This is a genomic window from Novosphingobium flavum (assembly GCF_014230315.1).
Lineage (GTDB): Bacteria > Pseudomonadota > Alphaproteobacteria > Sphingomonadales > Sphingomonadaceae > Novosphingobium > Novosphingobium flavum.
This window is the reverse complement of sequence record NZ_JACLAW010000015.1, coordinates 49,440-70,108: the sequence shown is the minus strand read 5'-3', so window position 1 is coordinate 70,108 and position 20,669 is coordinate 49,440. Positions and strand designations below refer to the sequence as shown.

The window sequence follows — 20,669 nt, the reverse complement described above, 5'->3', positions numbered from 1 at the left end:
AAATCCGGGAGCCATGAAAAACCACGCGCCGCCCTTTCGCCTGCTCCACCCGGTGGTCCTGCCGTTATGCCTGACCGTGGCGGGCCTGTCCGTGGCGGGCCTGTCCGGGTGCGGCAAGCCGGCGCCGACGGATGTAACGGCCGAAGAGGCCGCGCCGAAGGACGGTTCGCTGACGCTGAGTGCGGCGCAGATTGGCAAGATGGGAATCAGGGTTGCCGCGGCCCAGGCGGCCGCCGCCATGCCGGTGGGCACGGTGCCGGGCGTCATTTCGCTGCCGCCCGATGCCCGCGTCGCGGTTACCACGCCCTATGCCGGGACCGTGGTCAGGATCATGGTCATCCAGGGTCAGGTCGTGCGCCAGGGCGAGGCGCTGGCCGTGGTCCGCGCGGCCGAGGCCGTGCAATTCGGCGCGGCCCTCGCCCGCTCGCAGGCCGAATTGCCGGTTGCCGCAGCCAATGCCGCGCGCCTGAACCAGCTGGCGCGGGAAGGCATCATCGCCCCAGCCCGCGCCGACGAAGCGCGCGCCGCGCTTCAGGCGACCCAGGCCACGGTTGCCGAAAACCGCCGGTTGCTCGCCCTGGGCGGGGCGAGCCGCGACGGCACGATCGTGCTGCGCGCGCCGATTTCGGGCCGGGTCGCGGCCGTGTCAGTCGATGTCGGCGCGGCAATCGGCAACGGCACCGCGCCCTTCATCGTGGAGAATGCCGCGAATCTGCGCGTCGACCTGCAGGTGCCCGAGCGCCTTGCCGGGCAGGTTCATCCCGGCATGGCCGTCAGCGTCGTGCAGGACGGGCTGAGCCTGACCGGGCGGATGCTGTCGGTCGGCCAGTCGATCGACCCGGTTACCCGCGCCCTTCCCGCCAAGGCCAGCCTGCCCTCGGACAGTCGGCTCATCGTCGGCCAGGGCGTGATGGTGGCGATCGCCAGCCAGCAAGGCAGCAGCAGTGGTCAGGGCGTCACCATACCTGCTGCGGCCATCACCCATGTCGACAGCGGCGATCAGGTTTTCGTGAGGACCACCGCCGGATTCCGGCCCGCTCCGGTCACCGTTGCCGGGCAGATCGGCGAGCGGGCCTTCATCTTGGCCGGCCTCAGGCCCGGCGATGTCGTCGCCACCAGCGGCGTGGCCGAGCTCAAGACCATGAGCCAGGAACTCTAGGCCCGTGCTGCGCAAACTTGTGGAACGGGCGCTGGCCTGGCGCATGGCCGTCCTCGGCCTGGCCCTGGCCCTGGCCGGGCTCGGCGCGTGGTCCTTCGCCAACCTGCCGATCGATGCCTTTCCCGACATTTCCACGACCCAGGTCAAGATCATCCTGAAGGCCCCCGGCATGACGCCGGAGGAAGTGGAGAGCAGGGTCATCGCCCCGATCGAGCAGGAAATGCTCGGCATTCCGCATCAGAGCGTGCTGCGCTCGGTCGCCAAGTATGCGATTGCCGACATCACCATCAATTTCGACGATGCGACGGACGTCTACTGGGCCCGCAACCAGGTCAGCGAACGCCTGTCCGGGGTGATGGACGAACTGCCCGCGACCGTGACCGGTGGCATGGCGCCGATCTCCACGCCCCTGTCCGACGTCTACATGTTCACGCTCGAGGGCCCGCAGAGCCTTGCCGAGAAGCGGCGCGTGCTGGACTGGGTGATCCGCCCGGCCCTGCGGACCGTGCCCGGGGTTGCCGACGTCAACGCGCTGGGCGGCATGGTCGAGACGTTCGAGGTCTCGCCCGACAACAATGCCCTCGCCTTGGCCGGGCTTACGATCACCGACCTGTCGGCCGCGATCGGCGCCGGCAACCGCAACGATGGCGCCGGGCGGCTGGTGAGCGGCGAGGAAGCGCTGATCGTGCGCGCCACCGGGGCGATCCGCAATCTCGCCGACCTCTCCGCCGTCGTGGTCAGATCAAGCCCGGGCGGCGTGGTGCGGCTGGGTGACGTGGCGCAGGTGCGCATCGGCGCCCTGACGCGCTATGGCGCGGTCACGAGCAACGGCCGGGGCGAGGCTGTCGAAGGACTGGTCATTGCCCTGCGCGGAGCGGATGCCGCCCAGGTGGTCGATGGGGTCAAGGCCCGGCTTGGCGAGATCGCCCCCACCCTGCCGGCAGGCATGAAGGCCGATGTCTTCTACGACCGGTCCGACCTGATCGAGCGCGCCGTGGAGACGGTCGAGGAAGCCCTGCTCGAAGCCACGGTCCTCGTCGTGATCCTGCTGCTGCTGTTCCTCGGCGACGTGCGGGCCTCGGTGATCGTGGCGCTGGCCTTGCCGATGGCCTCGCTGCTGACCTTCATCTTCATGAGATCGATCGGCCTCACGGCCAACCTGATGAGCCTGGGCGGCCTTGCCATTGCGGTGGGCATGCTGGTCGACGGCGCGGTCGTGGTGGTGGAGAACGTGGTGGAGCGGCTCGCCGACCCGGACCATGCCCGCTCCGGCAAGCTTCACAATGTCTTCCTTGCCGCGGCCGAGGTTGCGACGCCCGTGGCCAGCGGGATGGCGATCATCGCGCTAGTCTTCCTGCCGCTGCTGACGCTGGAGGGGCTGGAAGGCAAGCTTTTCGCCCCGGTTGCGGTGACCATCGTGCTTGCCCTGCTCTCGGCGCTGGTCCTTGCCCTCACCCTGATCCCGGTGCTCTCGTTCCACGTGCTCAAGGTCAGGCCGGATGGCGCTGGCGGCCATCGCGAACCCTGGCTGATGCGGCAGCTGACCCCGCGCTATGCGCGCCTGCTCGACCTTGCCTTCGCCCGCAAGAAGCTGGTTTTCGCCGTGGCCGGGGCCTCGCTGGTCCTGACCGGCCTGGCCTATGCCCTCACCGGCAAGACCTTCCTGCCGACGATGGACGAAGGCAGCGTGATCGTTCAGCTGAGCAAGGCGCCCGCCATTTCGCTTGCCCACAGCCTCGATGGCGATCTCAGGGTGGAAAGCGCGATCATGGACAAGGTGCCCGAAGTGACCGCCGTGCTCGCCCGCACCGGCTCGGACGAACTTGGCCTCGACCCGATGGGGCTCAACGAAACCGACAGTTTCCTCAAGCTGAAGCCCCGCAGCGAGTGGCGGGTGAGCGACAAGGAATGGGTGGTCGACCAGATCCGCACGGCGCTGGCCGATCTTCCCGGGATCCAGACGAGCTACACGCAGCCCATCGAAATGCGCGTTTCCGAGATGCTTACCGGTGCGCGGGGCGATCTGGCGATCAAGATCTTCGGGCCGGACAATGCCGAGCTGGCCCGCATCGCCACCCGGATCCAGGCGCGCCTGAAGAAGTTGCCCGGCACCAGCGAAGCCCTGACCGTCGCCAACGACAAGGTCGACTACCTCCAACTTGACATCGATCGCACCGCCGCCGGCCGGGTCGGAATGCCGATCGACCAGTTGCAGGACGCGATGCGGGCGCAGGTGGAGGGCGTGAGGGCGGGTGTCGTGGCCGATGGCCTGCGCCGCGTGCCGATCGTGATCCGCGGCACCGGCGCCGATGGCGGCCAGTCCCCGCAGGCCTTTGCCGACCAGACCTATCGCAGCCCCAGCGGGCAACTGGTGCGCGCCAGTGATGTCGCCAAGGTCGAACGGACCGAAGGACCGGTCAAGCTCGAGCATGAAAACGGCTCCCGCTTCGCGCTGGTCCAGGCCTTTGTCTCGGGCCGCGACCTTGTCAGCTACGTGACCGATGCGCGGGCCGACATTGCCGCCAACGTCAAGCTGCCGGCGGGCTATCGCATCGTCTGGGGCGGGCAGTTCGAGAACCAGCAGCGCGCCTCGGCCCGCCTCGCCACGGTTCTGCCGATCTCGCTGCTGACGATCTTCGTGGTGCTTTACCTGACCCTGTCGAGCGTGCGCGCCTCGCTGCTCATCCTCGTCAATATTCCCTTCGCCCTGGTGGGGGGCATGATCAGCCTTGCGCTTTCGGGGGAATACCTGTCGGTCCCGGCTTCGGTCGGGTTCATTGCGCTGCTCGGCATCGCGGTGCTCAACGGCCTCGTAATGGTGAGCTATTTCCGCCAGCTGCGCGAAACCGGGATGGCCCTGCCCGAGGCGGTGCGCCTCGGCGCGCGGCGGCGGCTGCGCCCCGTGCTGATGACGGCCTTGATCGCGGCCTTCGGCCTCGTGCCGCTGTTGTTCGCCACGGGGCCGGGCAGCGAAATCCAGAAGCCGCTGGCGATCGTGGTCATCGGCGGGCTGATCACCTCGACCCTGCTGACCCTGATCCTGCTGCCTATCCTGTACGAGCGCTTCGGGGAGAGCCCGGCCGAGCGCGATGCCGGCGAGAAGGGGCACGCCCATGCTTGATCATCGGCTCCAGGCCCTGCCCCTTGTCCTCGCGCTGCTGCCTTGCGCGGCGCGGGCCGCCACCGACGATGCGGAGGCCGGCCTTCCAAGCAAGGCCGCAGTGGCGGCGGCGCTGGACGCCCATCCCAGTGTGGGCGCCGCCGATGCCCGGGCCGATGCCGCTCGCGCCCAGGCCGAGGTGCTGGCACGCGGACCGCACGAGTTCAACCTGACCGGGAGCTACGCCAACCGCACGGTGAACGACGGCATTTCAAACGGCCGGTTCAACGAGTTCGAAGCCTTGCTGACACGGCCCTTGCGTCTGCCGGGCAAGGCCGCGCTCGATCGTAGGATCGGCGAACGGGGCATTTCCTATGCCCGGAACATGGCGGAAGATGCGCGTCATCAGGCCGCCCTGCTGCTGGCGCAGGACTGGTGGGACTGGCTGGGCGCGGCGCAGGAGGCCAGGATCGACGCTCAGGCGGCGGCCAATTACGAGACGACACTCACTGCGGTGAACCGCCGCGCAGCGTTGCGCGATGGCTCGGCGCTGGAACAGGACCAGGCCAGTGCCGCGCTCGGCAGCGCCCGCGCTCTGGCCGTGCGCAGCGCCGGGCGCGAAGCCGTGGCCCGCGCCCGCCTTTCCGCCCAGTTCCCCGCCCTCGCCCTGCCCGCAGCCGTACCGGACGTGCCGCCGCCCCGGCTTCCCGAAAGTGGCCTCGCCCAACTGCACGACAAGATCCTCGGCCGCAGTCATGAGCTGGCTGCCGCCGAGGCACTGGCCCAGCAGGCCGACGCTCAGTCCGATCGGGCCCGCAAGGAGCGGATGGGCGATCCGACCATCGGCCTGCGCGTCTTCTCCGACAAGGGCGGGATGGAAAAGGGCGCCGGGGTTCAGTTCACCCTGCCCTTCGGCGGCGGCTACCGCTCGGCCGAGGCCGAGGAAGCCGCGGCACAGGCCAGCGCGGCACTGGCCGACCTGCAGGCGGTGCGCCTCAACATAACCGAGACGGCCAGCACCGACCTTGCCGAGGCCGAAGCGACCTATTCAGCCTGGCAAAGGTCGCGAACGGCCCTCGATGCGCAGGTCGCTGCCCTGCAGAAGACCCGCCGCGGCCAGCAACTCGGCGAGATTGGCCTATCCGAAGTTCTGCTTGCCGAGCGGCTGGTTCACGAGGCATTCCGAAGCGAAGTCGTCGCCCGGACCGATGCCCAGCGCGCCATCACCAGAATCCGGATAGACAGCCACCAGCTGTGGATCGGCGACGAAGCGGATGAAGCCGTGCCCCGCCCATGATTTCTCCGACCTGTTGAACGGGCCCGGTCAACCCGGGCCCGCCTTGGCGCTTACTTCGCCGCTTCGCCCGCTTCCTTGCCGGCGACGCCATAAGTGATTGCGGCGTTGCGGGTCTTCTGGAAGTCCTCAAGGCTGAGGCCCTTCATAGCGGCGTAGATGTGGATGTTGCCCACGCCGGTCACTGCGCCCAGCTTTTCCAGCTGGAAGAAGATCACCCCGTAGCGGATCATCCCGATCCAGTCGCGGCTGCGGATCAGGTCGCGTTCCTCGTCGGTCAGGTCGGCGGCGGCGAGCGTGCCCTCCTCGTCCTCGCGGAAGCGGGTGCGCACCTCTGGCTCGATCAGCGAGTGGAGGAAGTGGTTGATCCGGTAGCCCTTGACCGAGCGCTCGATGGTGAAGGGATAGGTCCCTTCCAGCTTTTCCACCCCGGCCAGCTGGTGGTTCATCCGCGCGCGGAACTCGGCGTCGGTCTCCTCCGGAGCGCGGTCAGCGCCTTCCTCGAGGATCATCGAGACGATCGGGGTCATCGAGGGCAGGAAATAGGTCTTGTGCGTGCAGGTGACCTCGCTGGCGAGCGCGCCGCGCATCATCAGCCACATCACGATCTCGGAGCCTTCCATCCCGCCCCGCTCGGCCAACTCCGCCAGCGTGATGTCGAGCAGGCCCTCGGGGTCCTTCTCCAGCCGGTCCATGAATTCCATGTCCCACGGCGTGTTGTTGAAGCCGCAGCGTTCGCCGTGCACCTGGTGCGAAAGGCCGCCGGTGCCGACGATCGCCACCTTGATGTCCTCGGGGTACGACAGGATCGCGCGGCGCAGCGAGCGGCCGAACTTCCAGAACCGGCGCGGGCTCGGGATCGGGAACTGAAGCACGCCGCACTGGATCGGCAGCAGCTTCGCCGCCCAGCCTTCCCTGTCATGATCGAGCACGACCGACAGCGGCGAGAAGGCGCCGTGATCGAGGTCCTTGCCCTGGAAGTAGGACAGGTCGAACTCATCGGCCACCAGTGCGGTCGCGATGTGCTGGGCCAGCTTGGGATCGCCCTGGATGCGCGGCAGATCACGCGGGCCGCCGCCTTCATCGGCCGGGCCGTAGCTTTCGCCGATGCCGAGCGCGAAGTGCGAATAGTGATCGGCGAAAAACGCCGTCATATGGTCGTTGTAGATGTAGAGCAGCACGTCCGGCTGCTTCTCGCGCAGCCAGGCCTTGACCGGCTCGTAGCCCTCGAAGATCGGCGCCCAGACGGGGTCCTGCTGCTTGCCGGCATCCTTCGCAAAGGCGATGGTGGGCGTGTGTGACGTGGCGATGCCGCCGACAATGGTAGCCAATTCAGATCTCCCGAGATGTCACCGCGATGACGCTGGAATGCCGGGGTCCTAGCAGCATAAGCGGAATCCGGCAGCCACTGTTTGCAATATTGTGCACGATCCGCTCAGGCAAGCCCCGAGCCGCCTTACAACTGACGCTTGCCCAGCTTGCGCGCCAGCGTCCGGCGATGAAGCCCCAGCCGGCGCGCGGCTTCGGAGATGTTGAAATCGCATTCGACCAGGGTGCGATGGATATATTCCCACTCCAGCGTCTTGATCGAACTTTTGCGCCCGTCGACCGGGACGGTGGCATCGCCCTGCAGGCTGGCGAAAGCAGCCTCGATATCGTCGGTGTTCGACGGCTTGGCGAGGTATTGCGAGGCGCCGAGCTTGATCGCCTCGACCGCGGTGGCGATGCTGGCATAGCCGGTGAGGACGACGATCCTCGTTTCCGGTGCAAGCTCGTGAAGCATCTGGACAACGGCGAGGCCGGAATCGTTGCCGAGCTTGAGGTCGACCACGGCAAAATCGAAGCGGGTCTGCCGGGCGATCTCCTCGGCCTCTGCGGCAGAGACGGCCGAGGCGACGGCATAGCCCCGGCGTTCGAAGGATCGGCGCAGGGTCCGCCCGAAAGCCGGATCGTCCTCGACGATGAGCAGCGTGGGGGCTGGCAGCGGCGTGGGGGCTGGGCCTGCCGGGTCCGGGGTGGTCATGGCGCCTCTTCCTTCCTGTAGGCCAGCGCCGACAGCGGCAGCGAGAGGCGCACGATCGCTCCGCCCGCGTCGCGGTTCTCCACCGTGACCTGCCCGCCCAGCTTGCGGACCACGTTGACGACGAGGAACAGGCCGAGCCCCCCGCCATCGCGCCCCTTGGTGGAGGCATAGGGCTGGCCGATCCGGGTCAGCATCCCGGCGGTGAAGCCCGGCCCCTGGTCGAAGACCGTGACCGTCAGCGCCTCGCCCTCCCGCGCGATCTCAAGGATGACGAGTTCCGGGGAAACCTCGACCGCGTTGTCGATGACATTGCCGATGATCTGGCGCAGGCCGGGGTCGGCGACGATCACCACGTCATCGACCAGCCGGTCCACGAACCGGAATTCCCCGTTCATCCGCCCTCGCCACTCCTCGACGATATCGGCGAACAACGCGCGCACGGTGGACACGCTCGGGTTCTCGCCGCGCAGATCGCCGGCCGACATCAGGATGCCGCTCACGATCGTCTTGCAGCGCTCCAGTTCAACCCGCATATCCACGAGATCGGCAGCGAATTCCGGATTTTCGGCAATGGCGGGGACACGGGCCCAGTCCCCCAGGATGACCGACATGGACGACAGCGGCGTGCCCAGTTCATGCGCCGCGCCGGACGCGAGCAGGCCCATGCGGATGATGTGGTCTTCTTCCGCCGCCTGCTGGCGAAGCAGTTCCAGTTCCTTGTCGCTTTCGCGCCGGTTGCGGTCGAGCCGCGCCGGGAAGACCACGAGCAGCACGGCCGCCAGCACGAAGCAGAACAGGCTGCCGAGGCGGTAGAGGTGGAACTGGTTGGTCGCATGGCGCGGCGGCAGGTCGAGCGGCACGTAGACGAAGGTCAGGAACAGGATCGCCGCACAGGCGATGAAGGCGATCACCCAGCTCCAGCGCAGCTCCAGCATGACCGCGCCGATGACGATCTGCAGCAGGAACAGAAACGTGAAGGGATTGGTCGCCCCGCCGCTGTGATACAACTGCCAGCACAGGGCCCCGACGTCGATGAGCAGGGCGCCGAACAGTTCGCCCTGCGAGAATTCCTTGCGCCGCTTGAGCAGACACGCCGTGGCGAGATTGACCACGATCAGCAACAGCGGCGCCATCAGCAGCGGGGTGAGCGGCAGGCGCACCTCGAGCACCTGCGCCACGGCCACGATCGTCGCCAGTTGCCCGATGACCGCGATCCAGCGCAATTGCATCAGCAGCAGTACGTTGCGCCAACTGGCGCTCCCGGCAGGCAGCGAGGGAACTAGCGTTCGCATCAGGCCGGTGTGGCATTCCCGCGCCGCCATGCAAGCCAAATTCCGAATACCGAAAGCAAGGCCATCGCAAACCAGGTCAGCGCGTAGGACAAGTGATTGTCGGGGAAATGGACCGTGGTCAGTCCCGCCGCCGGCTGCGGCGCGCGGCCCGGCTCGCCGGACTGCTCGGCCTGGCTGTCAACGAACAGCGGCAGGGTTTGCCCCGCGCCCCTTGCCCGCGACAGCGCCGCCACGTCGCGCGAATACCAGCGGTCGTCGGCCGGGCGGTTGGACTGGAGCATGCTGCCGCCCGGTTCGCTGGAGCGCAGGAGGCCGATCACCGAGACCGGCCCGCCGGGCACGCTGGCGCGCGCGGCGCCAAGCGCCGTTCCGGCGGGCAGGAAACCGCGATTGACCCAGATCGTCCGCCCATCGTCCAGCCGCAGCGGGGTCATCGCCCAATAGCCAAGGCCGCGCTCGCTCGAGGCGCGGACCAGCGCCGTGGCCGGTGCGAGATAGGTCCCCGCCAGCCTGACCCGCAGGTAGTCGAGCCCGCCCTGCCCTGCGGCGGCGATCCCGCCTTCGCCGGGCAGGCTGACCGGCGCAGCATGGATGCGCGCATCGACCTTTGCGATCAGGGCATGTTTCCAGCCCATCCGCTGCACCTGCCACAGCCCGAGCAGGACAAACACGGCGGTCAGGACGGCCAGCAGCACGATCAGGCCGCGAGCCTTTGCCGCTCCGCGCCCGTCCGGTTCCGCTGCGGGGCGGTTCAGGGCAACTGCCCCATGTCGTGCGCCGCCATCGGCATCATGTTGTGGTTGAGATGGTACATGACCCACAGCGAGCCCGACAATGCGATGACGACGAGGATGATCGTGAAGATCAGCGCCATCACGGTCCAGCCGTTTTCGGCCTTGGTGTTCATGTGCAGGAAGTAGATCATGTGGACCACGATCTGGACCACGGCGAAGGCCATGATGACCATGGCGCTGGCCTGCCGGTCGGCGATCGCCCCGGACATGACCAGCCAGAACGGGATCGCGGTGAGGATCGCGGACAGGAAGAACCCGACCATGTAGTCGCGCAGGGAGCCGTGGCTGCCATGATCCCCGGCGTGATGATCGTCCGCGCGGTGCGAAGGGTGGGCATGATCGGCCATCACAGCATCCCCAGGAGATAGACAAAGGTGAAGACGCCGATCCAGACGACGTCGAGGAAGTGCCAGAACAGGCTGAGGCACATCAGGCGGCGCTTGTTGGCCGGGATCAGCCCCTTGCGCGCGATCTGCACCACCAGGGTGAACAGCCAGACGAGGCCGAAGGTGACGTGCAGCCCGTGCGTACCCACCAGCGAGAAGAAGGCGGTGAGGAAGCCGGAACGCATCGGCGTCGCGCCTTCGTGGATCAGGCCGGCGAATTCGTGCAGCTCGATGGAAAGGAAGGCCGCGCCGAATACGGCCGTGACCAGCAGCCAGACCTGGGTTTGCCCGGCCCGCCCCTTCTCCATCGCCAGCATGGCAAAGCCATAAGTGATCGAGGAGAACAGCAGCATCGCCGTGTTGAGCGCCACCAGCGGCAGCTCGAACAGGTCCTTCGGCCCCGGCCCGGCGGCATAGTTGCCGCCCAGCACGCCATAGGCGGCGAACAGCATGGCGAAGATGAGACAGTCGCTCATCAGGTAGATCCAGAAGCCGAGCATGGTGCTGCCGCCTTCGGGATGGTCGTGCTCGTTCAGGTCATAGAACGCCGCGGTGATCTCGGCCGCTGAAGCCTTGGGCTTGGCGGCTTGCAGGGTCGCTTGCATGGCTCAGGCTCCCGCCTCGGCGAGCTGGCGCGTGCGCGCCGTCTCGGTCGCGGCCACCGTTTCCACGGGGATGTGGTAGTCGCGCTTGTAGTTGAAGGTATGGGCGATGGCGTAGCCGATGATGGCCGCGAACGAAGCCGCCGCCAGCCACCAGATGTACCAGATCATGGCGAAGCCGAATGCGGTCGACAGGGCGGCCAGGATCAGGCCGGTGCCGGTGCCCCTGGGCATGTGGATCGGACGGAACCCCTCGGTCGGACGCTCCACGCCGCAGCGCTTCATGTCGGTCCAGGCGTCGATGTCGTGGACGATGGGGGTGAAGGCGAAGTTGTATTCCGGCGGGGGCGAGGAAGTCGCCCATTCGAGGGTGCGGCCGTCCCACGGATCGCCGGTCACGTCCTTCAGTTCCTCGCGCCTCCGGATCGAAACGGCGAACTGCACCAGCATCGCGGCGATGCCGAGCGCGATCAGGAAGGCGCCGAAGGCGGCAATGCCGAACCATATCTGCAGCGACGGATCGTCGAACACCCGCATCCGCCGGGTCACGCCCATCAGGCCGAGAATGTAGAGCGGCATGAAGGCGAACCAGAAGCCCGGAATCCACAACCAGAAGCTGACTTTGCCCCAGAAAGGATCGAGCCTGAAGCCGAAGGCCTTGGGCCACCAGAAATTAATCGCCGCGAAGATGCCGAACAGCACGCCGCCGATGATCACGTTGTGGAAGTGGGCGATCAGGAACAGCGAATTATGCAGCACGAAGTCGGCCGGCGGCACGGCAAGCAGCACCCCGGTCATCCCGCCGACCACGAAGGTCAACATGAAGGCCACGGTCCACATCATCGGCAGCTCGAACCTGATCCGGCCCCGATACATCGTGAACAGCCAGTTGAAGAGCTTGGCCCCGGTCGGGATCGAGATGACCATGGTGGTGATCCCGAAGAACGAGTTGACGCTGGCGCCCGAGCCCATCGTGAAGAAGTGGTGCAGCCACACGACGTAGGACAGGATGGTGATGACCAGCGTCGCGTAGACCATCGAGGAATAGCCGAACAGGCGCTTGCCGCAGAAGGTGGCCGTGACTTCCGAGAAGACGCCGAACAGCGGCAGGATCAGGATGTAGACCTCCGGGTGGCCCCAGATCCAGATCAGGTTCACGTACATCATGGCGTTGCCGCCGAAGTCGTTCGTGAAGAAGTTGAAGTGGAGGTAGCGGTCGGCGGTGAGCATGGTCATCACCGCGGTCAGCACCGGGAAGGCGGCCACGATCAGGATGTTGGTGCACAGCGCGGTCCAGGTAAAGATCGGCATGCGCATCATGGTCATGCCCGGCGCGCGCAGTTTCACGATGGTGGCGATCAGGTTCACGCCCGAAAGGAGCGTACCGACCCCGGCGATCTGCAGGGCCCAGATGTAGTAGTCCACCCCGACCCACGGGCTGTAGGCGAGGTTCGAGAGCGGCGGATAGGCCAGCCAGCCGGTCTGGGCGAATTCGCCGATGAACAGGCTCATCATCACCAGCACGGCGCCCGAGGTGGTCATCCAGAAGCTGAAGTTGTTGAGGAACGGGAAGCTCACGTCGCGCGCGCCGATCTGCAGCGGAACGATGTAATTCATGAGGCCCGTCACGAAGGGCATGGCCACGAAGAAGATCATGATCACGCCGTGAGCCGTGAAAACCTGATCGTAGTGGTGGGCGGTGAGGTAGCCGTCGTGTCCGTTGAAGGCGATCGCCTGCTGGATGCGCATCATCACCGCATCGGCAAAGCCGCGCAGGAACATCACCAGCCCCAGCACCATGTACATGATGCCGATCTTCTTGTGATCGACGCTGGTGAACCATTCCTTCCAGAGATAGGTCCACAGCTTGAAATAGGTCAGCGCGCCGAGCACCACCAGGCCGCCCAGAACCACGGCGGCGAAGGTCGCCAGGACGATCGGTTCGGTGGGAATGGCATCCCACCACAGGCGGCCCAGCAGCGGGCTCCAGTGCGAATGATCTACGGCTTCCATGTCGTCAGTTCCGGGAAATCAGGAGGGTGTGCGCCGGCGCGGCGGGGCCGGCGTGATCGCGGCTGTCGTCAAGCGTGATCGATTGGGGGGCGCTCAGACCGGCGCCGGTCAGCGACCTCATGGAGGCCGGGGCCGCCACGGTGTTGTCGGGGGCCATGCCGGGCTGCTGGTTGCACAGGGCGCGGACCCAGGCGAGTTCGCGCCGGGTGGCGGCGTCGGGGTTGGCATTGGCGGCGGCCGACGCCTGCCGGCCATATTTGTCATAGGACAGCATGGCCACGTTGCGGATGCCGGCCTTGCCCAGCCCGCCCCGCGCGTCGATCGCCATCATCTCGCTGCGGCACATCTTGCCCGGCTCGACGCACATGTCGAGCACGGCGCCATAGAGGTCAGGCTCGATCGCAGCATAGTGCGCCACGGGATTGTTCTCGCTCGGCTTTTCCAGATCGAGATAGGCCGCGCGGTCGAGCATCCCGGTGGCGCCGGACTTCACGCGGGCCGTCCAGCCGGCAAAGTCAGCCTCGCTGACCGAGCGGGTGGCAAAGCGCATGCCCGAGAAGCCCGCGCCCGAATAGTTGGCCGAAAAGCCGGCAAAATCGCCCGTCCGGTTCATCACGGCGTGCAGGCGCGTTTCCATGCCGGGCATGGCATAGATCTGGCCGGCCATGGCGGGCACGAAGAACGAGTTCATCACGCTGGATGACGTCAGCTTGAACTGGAGCGGCCTGCCCTGCGGCACGACCAGTTCGTTGACCGTGGCGATGCCTTGTTCGGGGTAGATGAACAGCCACTTCCAGTCGAGCGCGACGACATCGACCTCGAGCGGGCGGACATTGCCAGCGACCGGTGTATCGGCATCGATCCGGCCGATCGTGCGGTAGGGATCGAGCAGGTGCGTCCCCACCCAGGTCAGCGCGCCAAGGCAGATGATGATCAGCAGCGGCGCGGCCCAGATCACCAGTTCGAGCTTGGTCGAGTGATCCCAATCCGGCTGGTAGGTCGCCTCGGCGTTCGAAGCCCGATAGCGCCATGCGAAGAAGATCGTCAGGGCCATCACCGGAACGATGATGAGCAGCATCAGCATGGTCGACCAGACGACCAGGTCCCCCTGCTGCCGCGCAACATCCCCGGCGGGATCGAGCACCACGCTTTGGCAGGCCGAAAGCCCGCCGATCAGCGCAAGGGCGGAGGCGAACCGCGCAGAGCGGCGGACATCTGCCGCATTTCGAGGACGAAAGGGAGGACGCAGGAGCATCTCGGGAGACTCGGTGGAACTCATGACTCGCGCCTAGGCTCATGCTGCGAATGCGAACATAGGACATTTTGCCCAATGCCCTTGACCGCAATCAATGACAAAAGGGAGCGGAGAAACCGGGCGCGCCGCGCGCACCGCAAACGATTCGGTCCTGGCCGGGTAGCCCGGACCACAGACGAAGGCCGCGAACGACAGATGACCAGCACCTCCCCGACCGGCGACAGCACCGGAGAAGGCATCCGCGGCGCGCTCGGCCTGCCCCTGCTCACCGGCCACCACGAGCCCTCGCCCGGCGAAATCGCGATCGGTGTGATCATTGGCCGGACGTCGGAATTCTTCGACTTCTTCGTCTATGCGATCGCCTCGGTGCTGGTCTTCCCGAAGTTGTTCTTTCCCTTCGTCGATGCCCTGACCGGCACCCTCTATTCCTTTGCCATCTTCGCTCTCGCCTTCGTCGCCCGGCCCGTCGGCTCGCTGGTCTTCATGGCGATCGACCGGGCTTATGGCCGCGGCACCAAGCTCACCATCGCGCTGTTCATGCTCGGCGGATCGACCGCTGCGATCGCCTTCCTGCCCTCCTATGCCGATGCGGGCATGACCTCGGTCTGGCTGCTGTCGCTGTTCCGCCTCGGCCAGGGCTTCGCGCTGGGCGGCACCTGGGATGGGCTCGCTTCGCTGCTGGCGCTAAATGCCCCGGAAAACCGCCGCGGCTGGTATGCCATGATCCCGCAGCTGGGCGCGCCGTTCGGGCTCATCGTCGCCAGCGCCCTCTTCGCCTACATGATCACCGCCCTGCCCGCCGCCGACTTCCTTGACTGGGGCTGGCGCTATCCCTTCTTCGTGGCTTTCGCGATCAATGTCGTCGCGCTGTTCGCCCGCCTGCGCATCGTGGTGACGGCCGAATTCGAGCATCTGTTTCACAGCCGCGACCTGCAACCGGTCAGCGTGACATCCACCATCCGCAACGAATGGCGCACGATCGTCGTCGGCTCCTTCGCCCCGCTGGCCAGCTTCGCGCTGTTCCACATGGTCACGGTGTTTCCGCTGTCGTGGGTGTTTCTGTTCACCGATGAGACCCCTACCCGCTTCCTCCTGATCGAAGCCGTGGCCGCCGCCTGCGGCGTTGCCTCGATCATCGCCTCGGGGCAGTTGGCCGACCGTTTCGGCCGGCGGCGCCTGCTGGGCGCCTGCGCGGTGGGGATCGCGGTGTTCTCGGGCTTCGCGCCGCAATTGCTCGACGCCGGCACCTTCGGCGAAATCGCCTTCATGGTCTTCGGCTTCGTCCTCCTCGGCCTGTCGTTCGGCCAGTCTTCGGGCGTTGTCGCCTCGACCTTCGCGACCGAGCACCGCTACACCGGCTCGGCCCTCACCAGCGACCTGTCGTGGCTGCTCGGCGCCGGCTTCGCACCGCTTGCCGCGCTCCTCCTGTCGGTCAACTTCGGCCTGATCGCTTCGGGCGCCTACCTGCTGTCAGGCGCTGGCGCCACCCTCGCCGCGCTGGCGCTGAACAAGGGTCTTGCCAGCAGGAACTGAGCGCCGGTTCTCCTAGCCGATCTTCACGCGCAGGCCGCCCCATACGGTGCGGGGCGCGCCGAGGTCGATCGAGCCGGCCTGGTTGCGGGTGAAGACCATGCGGTCGGTCAGGTTCTCGGCCCGGAAGACCAGCGCCACGCCGGAGCCGAGCGGCAGTTCGGCATGGGCGTCCAGCGTGGTCGCGGCGGGCAGGACGTCGGTCTGGAGGTCGTCCTCGTACTGGGCGCCGACGTGCTTGAGCGTGAGCGAAAGCGCCCAGTTCCGCGCGGGATGCCAGCCGAGCGTGGCGCTGGCGGCGACCTTGGGGGTCTGGGCCGGGCGCATGCCGTTCAGCGCGGCCGAGGTGCCGCTGGCCTCGACCTTGGCGTCGGTCAGGGCGAGCGAGCCATCGAGGCTGACCTTGCCGAGGCGCAGCGCAGCGGTCGCTTCGATCCCGCGCGCGTGGATTGCATCGACATTGCGACGCTCGCGCAAGTTGGTTGCAATGGTGACATTGGCGATGGCGTGGCGCACTCGGTTGTCGAAGGCGGTGAGGCCGAGGGTGAGCGCCGGGATCGGGGTGAGGTCGAGCCCGACCTCGAAGCCCGCGAGCCGCTCGTTGCCGAGCGCGGCATTGGCGCGGGTCACGACCGGAAAGACCGTGAAGGGGCGGTACAGCTCGTTCAGCGTCGGCTGGCGGGTGCTGGTGTAGGCCGAGCCGCGCAGGGCGATGGTCTGGCTCAGGTGGAGCACGGCCCCGCCGCGCGCAGAGAGATCCCAGCCGGTGCGCGGGGCATAGGCGTTGCTTGTGGTGACCAGCCCGGCGGCATTGCTTTCGGTGAAGTTGCCATCCTCCACGGCCCAGCGGTCGGCGCGCAAGCCCGCGGTGAGGACCAGCACACCGAGCGTCCAGTCATCCTCGGCGAAGAGGCCAAGATCGGTGTTGCGCCCGCCGATCGCGCGGCGCGATGTGACCGCGCCGGTCGTCGCGTTGAGGCTGGCCTCGAAGGCCGTGCCCGAGGCTGCGCGCCAGTCCGCGCCGAGGCGCAGCAGGTGTTCGGCGGAAACGGGCGGGCGCAGTTCGAGCTTGCCGCCCCATCCGGTGGACGGGGTGGCATACTGGTTGAGCGAGGGGCGGAAGGTGGTCGAGGAGACGACGATATTGGTGAAATCGCGCGCCTGGAGATAGGCCAGCGCCTCGAAGCCCCAGCGGCCGCGCCCGACGAGACGCAGGCTGGCGTCCTGCCCGAGCGAGGTCGTGTCCGCCCCGGCAAAGCGCAGGGTGCGCTTGTCGCCATAGGCGGAAACCCGCGCCTGCAGTTCGATCTCGGGCGTGAGCGGGGCGACGGATCGCAAGCCGGCCGTCCAGTTGCGATAGGCCGCCTTGACGCTGGCGGGTACGCGCTGGCTGAGCGGCGTGGTCCAGAACCCCTCGCCCCGGTCCCACTGGCCCGAGACGACGGCGAAGCCTTGTCCGAGGCGCGGGGCGAGGCTGGCCGAAAGGTCGGTGTCGCCCCGGTCGTCGGCGAGGAGGGAGCCCTGCGCGACGCCAAGTTCATCCGGCCCGGCGCTGAGCAGTTCGATCGTGCCGGCGACGGCCCCGGCGCCGAAGCCCCCGGTCCCCCCACCGCGCGTGATCCGGGCGGCCGAGAGCAGCGAGGGATCAATCGCCGAGAGGGGGATATAGCCGAAGAACGGATCGGCCTGCGGCACCCCGTCGAGCAGGACGAGGGTGCGGCTGGTGGCATTGCCGCCCAGCGCGCGCAGGGTCACCCCTTGCGCCGAAGGATTGGCCGAGCGGCTGTCCGAGCGGCGGAACTGCTGGAAGCCGGCGACGGCAGACAATGCATCCTCGATCCGGCCCGAGCCGGTCTGCTCCAGCCGCTCGCGCGGCAGTTCGACCCGGTCATAGGCCGCCGCTGCCGGCGGAAGGTCAAGACCGCGGCCGGTGACGACGATGGTCTGATCCGCTCCCGCCGCGGCATCGCCTGCCGTATCGGCAAGAGCAGGCGTGCCGGCAAGGCCGGACCACGCCACGGCAACCAAGGACACTGCGAAAGCGGAACGATCAGGCAAGACTCTATCCCCAACAAGCATTGCTGCCGATTTCGGACCGCCATATCGCAGGCTGCCTGAGAATGGCCAGAACCATTCCGGAATTGCCGATGGCCGGTACGACCACATCACCCCCTGCCGAGCGGCGCTCCCGCAGACAGACGAATGGCCAGGCGAACCATCGCCTGGCCATTCGCATTCCGGATCGCGCCGACCTGTCGGCGCGCCGCGGTCAGAACTTCACGCGGACCGAGGCGTAGTAGGAACCGCCCTGAACGTCGAGGCCCTGGCCAACCTGCTCGTAATTGGCGACGCCGGCAAAGACGGTCTCGGCCGGGGCGCGGTTGGGATAGGCGTTGAACAGGTTGTTCGCCCCGAGCGCCACGCGGATGCGGTCGGTCGGGTTGGCCGACAGCTCGAGGTTGGTCTGCCAGCGCACGTCGTTGTGGAACGGGTAGAACACGGTGATCGAGTTGGCATTCGGGCCGGAATAGAACTGGCGCTGGGTCCACGAGGGGCCCCAGCGGATTTCCTGCAGATTGATCCCGAACTGGCCGAGCTTGGCGTTCATCCCGAAGACGAACTTGTTCTTCGGGAAATAGGTCGAGATGTAGGCAGCGGTCTGAGTGTTGAGCAGCGGCGAGCCCAGCAGGTTGTTGTAAACCTTGAGCACGTCGGTGTGGTTGAAGTTGGCCGCGACGCTGAAGTCGATCGAATTGCCCGAGCCCAGCGGCAGGTGGTAGGAGCCGGTGAAGTCGAGACCACGGGTCTTGGTGTCCGCCGCATTGGTGAAATAGCTGACGGTGACCGCGGTCGAGCCGGCGTTGACCTGGATGCCCTGCGCCGCAAGCGCCGCGATGGCCGTGGCGCCGCTGACCGTGCCGGCATTGACGATGCGATTGCGGATCGTGATCTCGTAGGCATCGACCGCGAAGTGCAGGCGGCTCGACGGATTGATCAGCAGGCTGGCGCTGTAGTTCATCGACTTTTCGGGCTTGAGCGCGGGCGCGCCGAGCAGCTTGCCGCCCGGGGTGCTGTAGCCCAGGGTGCCCGAGGCACCGAGCGAGGTCACGCCGACCTTGGTGAAGTACTGTTCGCCCATGCTCGGCGCGCGGAAGCCGTTGCTGACCGTGCCGCGCACGGCAAAGACCGGGCTGAAGTCATAGCGCAGCGAGGCCTTGCCGGTGAGGACGTTGCCCGAGATCGTGTAGTCTTCGTAGCGACCGGACAGTGCGACCTGCAGGTCTCTCAGCGGCTTGGTCGACACGTCGACATAGGCTGCCTTGACCGTGCGGCTGGCGCTGACCGCGTTGCTCGGAGAAAGACCGGAGACGCCGTCGGTGCCCGCGCCGTAGTAGGAGTTGGGGTCGCCCGCCGTGGTGCGGTACCAGTCCTTGCGGTACTGACCGCCGACGGTGATCGAGAGCGGAGCGGCAAGGCCGAGGTCGAAATTGCGGCGCAGCGAGGCGTCTGTAGTCCACTGCTTGGTCGCATAGCCGGCGACGTAGAAATAGAACGGGGTGGAACCGGTGGCCTTGTAAAGCGACTGGTTCATCGAATCCTGCAGGGTGTAGTTGTTCCAGTCCCCGCCGTAGGTGGAGCTGATATCCCAGGCCCAGTCACCCATCTCGCCCTTGATCCCGGCGGTGATGCTGAAATCGTCCTCGAGGTCCTTGACCAGCGGGTTGAGGCCATTGGGGATCAGCGCCGGGGCCTGAGAGGGCAGGCGGTAGTTCTGGTAGGATTCGCCGTAGCGGTGGCCGAAGGTGCCGAAGGCATAGGCATGGATGTCAGACGAAAGGTCGTAGCCGGCGTTGAGGCCCAGGGTAATGCGGTCAGACGCGGGCATGCCGAAATAGCGCGAGACGTCCTTGCCGACGCGGGTGTCGGTTTCCGAGCGGTTGGTATGGTCCTGGTGGCGGTATTCCGCGCTCAGGCTGACGAAGCCGCCGGCGCCGAGCTTCATCCCGTAGTTGACGCTCTCCGACGAGCTGAAGCCATCGCCGCGGTAGTAGAGGCCGTTCTGGGCGTTGAATTCACCGCCTTCGGAGTTCGACTTGAGGATGATGTTGATCACCCCGGCAATCGCGTCGGACCCGTAGATCGCGGCGGCGCCGTCGAGCAGTATCTCGACATGGTCGATCGCCGAGGTCGGGATCATGCCGAGGTCGACCGGCGAGGAACCGTTCTCAATGCCGGGGGTGTCGGCAACGACCGCCGTGGTGTGGCGGCGCTTGCCGTTGACCAGGATCAGGGTCTGGTTCGACGAGAGCGTGCGCAGGTTGATCTTTTCGACGAGGTTGCCGGCACCGTTGGAAATGCGCGGGCGCGTGATCGAAGGGGAGAGCTGGACCAGCGCATCCTGCAGGTCGGCCTTGCCGGTCGAGCGCAGAGCATCGCCGCTGACGACCGAAATCGGGCTGATCGAGTTGCGCACCGTCTGCGAAGGGTCGCGCGTGCCGGTCACCACGATGACGTCCTGGCTGTCTGCGCCGTCCGTGGCCTCGGCCGGGGCGGTCTGGGCTTGCGCATGGCCCGGAACTGAAAGCGCGGCGGCCGCAGATCCGAGGAAAAGCGCAGTCATTCGGTTGATTCGCACGGTGGAAACCCCTTCGATGAAGATTGTTGAATACAATATTCGTATGAGCCGGGTGTCAAGCCGCTTTTCGCAGGTGCACGAAATGCCCCTGCCCCGTGTCGCGCAGGACACAGGCGATGAACATGGTCGCCCGACTTTGGCCATAAAACCAAGGATTCACGTCATTTCTGATCGTTGCGGCTGGCACGCCGACGCGAAGACACAGGTTGCCAACAGAGGATGACAAGCCTTGTCCTGACCTGATCGACCCGGAAACAGTTCGATACAATCAGACAATTTACGCAGGGCCGGACAGATTGTCGCTACGCCAGCGCTATCTATATGGTATTATATCATTTTACAGGACGACCCAGCCATCACGAGGTGTTGGAAGGTTGCCCGACCCCTCACCTTTCGCGCCGCGGCCTCGCTGCCGATGGGCGATCGGACGGCAGCCGCCCCAGCTGGCAGGGGGATCGCCATCCCCTTAAAAAAACCGCTGATTCGTTGCGCTTTTTGAGCGCAATCCCGCCCGGAGAACAAATTACCGAACCGGGCTTGACGCCTTTGTAATACTGTATTCAACTTTTCCCGCAGCCATCCAGC

General features: G+C 66.6%; 15 protein-coding genes. 5 read left to right on the top strand and 10 right to left on the bottom strand.

Annotation, left to right across the window (positions count from 1 at the left end):
- The first annotated feature begins 13 nt into the window (after positions 1 to 13).
- The 3 genes from H7F51_RS16770 to H7F51_RS16760 are packed head-to-tail and all read left to right on the top strand — an operon-like array spanning position 14 to position 5,556.
- Positions 14 to 1,159, top strand: a complete 1,146-nt coding sequence (locus tag H7F51_RS16770) for an efflux RND transporter periplasmic adaptor subunit (RefSeq protein ID WP_185665469.1) — start codon at positions 14 to 16, stop codon at positions 1,157 to 1,159.
- Between the two features lie 4 nt (positions 1,160 to 1,163).
- Entirely contained in the window at positions 1,164 to 4,280 is a 3,117-nt protein-coding gene (locus tag H7F51_RS16765; protein WP_185665468.1) for a CusA/CzcA family heavy metal efflux RND transporter, read from the top strand.
- On the top strand, positions 4,273 to 5,556 hold the full coding sequence (locus H7F51_RS16760; protein ID WP_185665467.1) for a TolC family protein: 1,284 nt from the start codon (positions 4,273 to 4,275) through the stop codon (positions 5,554 to 5,556). The genes H7F51_RS16765 and H7F51_RS16760 overlap by 8 nt, the downstream gene beginning before the upstream one ends.
- 50 nt (positions 5,557 to 5,606) lie before the next feature.
- Here H7F51_RS16760 and H7F51_RS16755 read toward each other — a convergent pair whose 3' ends face one another.
- From H7F51_RS16755 to cyoA, 8 genes are all read right to left on the bottom strand, one after another.
- Entirely contained in the window at positions 5,607 to 6,884 is a 1,278-nt protein-coding gene (locus H7F51_RS16755; RefSeq protein WP_185665466.1) for a gallate dioxygenase, read from the bottom strand.
- Between the two features lie 125 nt (positions 6,885 to 7,009).
- On the bottom strand, positions 7,010 to 7,576 hold the full coding sequence (locus H7F51_RS16750) for a response regulator transcription factor (RefSeq protein WP_185665465.1): 567 nt from the start codon (positions 7,574 to 7,576) through the stop codon (positions 7,010 to 7,012).
- The gene (locus H7F51_RS16745) at positions 7,573 to 8,868 is read right to left on the bottom strand and encodes an ATP-binding protein (protein ID WP_185665464.1); all 1,296 of its coding nucleotides are present in this window, start codon (positions 8,866 to 8,868) and stop codon (positions 7,573 to 7,575) included. The genes H7F51_RS16750 and H7F51_RS16745 overlap by 4 nt, the downstream gene beginning before the upstream one ends.
- Positions 8,868 to 9,563, bottom strand: a complete 696-nt coding sequence (locus H7F51_RS16740; protein WP_343061317.1) for an SURF1 family protein — start codon at positions 9,561 to 9,563, stop codon at positions 8,868 to 8,870. Before H7F51_RS16740 ends, H7F51_RS16745 begins: the two co-directional genes overlap by 1 nt.
- A 56-nt stretch (positions 9,564 to 9,619) precedes the next feature.
- A complete protein-coding gene (gene cyoD / locus H7F51_RS16735) occupies positions 9,620 to 10,009 on the bottom strand; it encodes a cytochrome o ubiquinol oxidase subunit IV (RefSeq protein ID WP_185665463.1) in 390 nt (129 codons plus the stop codon).
- Entirely contained in the window at positions 10,009 to 10,653 is a 645-nt protein-coding gene (gene cyoC, locus H7F51_RS16730; RefSeq protein ID WP_185665462.1) for a cytochrome o ubiquinol oxidase subunit III, read from the bottom strand. The genes cyoD and cyoC overlap by 1 nt, the downstream gene beginning before the upstream one ends.
- 3 nt (positions 10,654 to 10,656) lie before the next feature.
- Positions 10,657 to 12,663, bottom strand: a complete 2,007-nt coding sequence (gene cyoB, locus H7F51_RS16725; RefSeq protein WP_185665461.1) for a cytochrome o ubiquinol oxidase subunit I — start codon at positions 12,661 to 12,663, stop codon at positions 10,657 to 10,659.
- Between the two features lie 4 nt (positions 12,664 to 12,667).
- Positions 12,668 to 13,942, bottom strand: coding sequence for a ubiquinol oxidase subunit II (gene cyoA / locus H7F51_RS16720; RefSeq protein WP_425491043.1), 1,275 nt, complete (start codon positions 13,940 to 13,942; stop codon positions 12,668 to 12,670).
- 171 nt (positions 13,943 to 14,113) lie between these two features.
- Between cyoA and H7F51_RS16715 the strand changes: the two genes are divergently transcribed.
- A complete protein-coding gene (locus H7F51_RS16715; RefSeq protein WP_185665460.1) occupies positions 14,114 to 15,451 on the top strand; it encodes an MFS transporter in 1,338 nt (445 codons plus the stop codon).
- Positions 15,452 to 15,463: 12 nt separating this feature from the next.
- Here H7F51_RS16715 and H7F51_RS16710 read toward each other — a convergent pair whose 3' ends face one another.
- Both H7F51_RS16710 and H7F51_RS16705 read right to left on the bottom strand, forming a co-directional pair.
- The gene (locus H7F51_RS16710) at positions 15,464 to 17,506 is read right to left on the bottom strand and encodes a TonB-dependent receptor (protein ID WP_246448661.1); all 2,043 of its coding nucleotides are present in this window, start codon (positions 17,504 to 17,506) and stop codon (positions 15,464 to 15,466) included.
- 211 nt (positions 17,507 to 17,717) lie between these two features.
- Positions 17,718 to 20,069: a TonB-dependent receptor plug domain-containing protein gene (locus H7F51_RS16705; RefSeq protein ID WP_185665458.1), complete on the bottom strand. Its 2,352-nt coding sequence runs from the start codon at positions 20,067 to 20,069 to the stop codon at positions 17,718 to 17,720.
- A 31-nt stretch (positions 20,070 to 20,100) separates the two neighbouring features.
- On the opposite strand from H7F51_RS16705, the gene H7F51_RS16700 reads away from it, so the two are divergent.
- A complete protein-coding gene (locus H7F51_RS16700; RefSeq protein WP_185665457.1) occupies positions 20,101 to 20,307 on the top strand; it encodes a hypothetical protein in 207 nt (68 codons plus the stop codon).
- Positions 20,308 to 20,669: the final 362 nt, after the last annotated feature.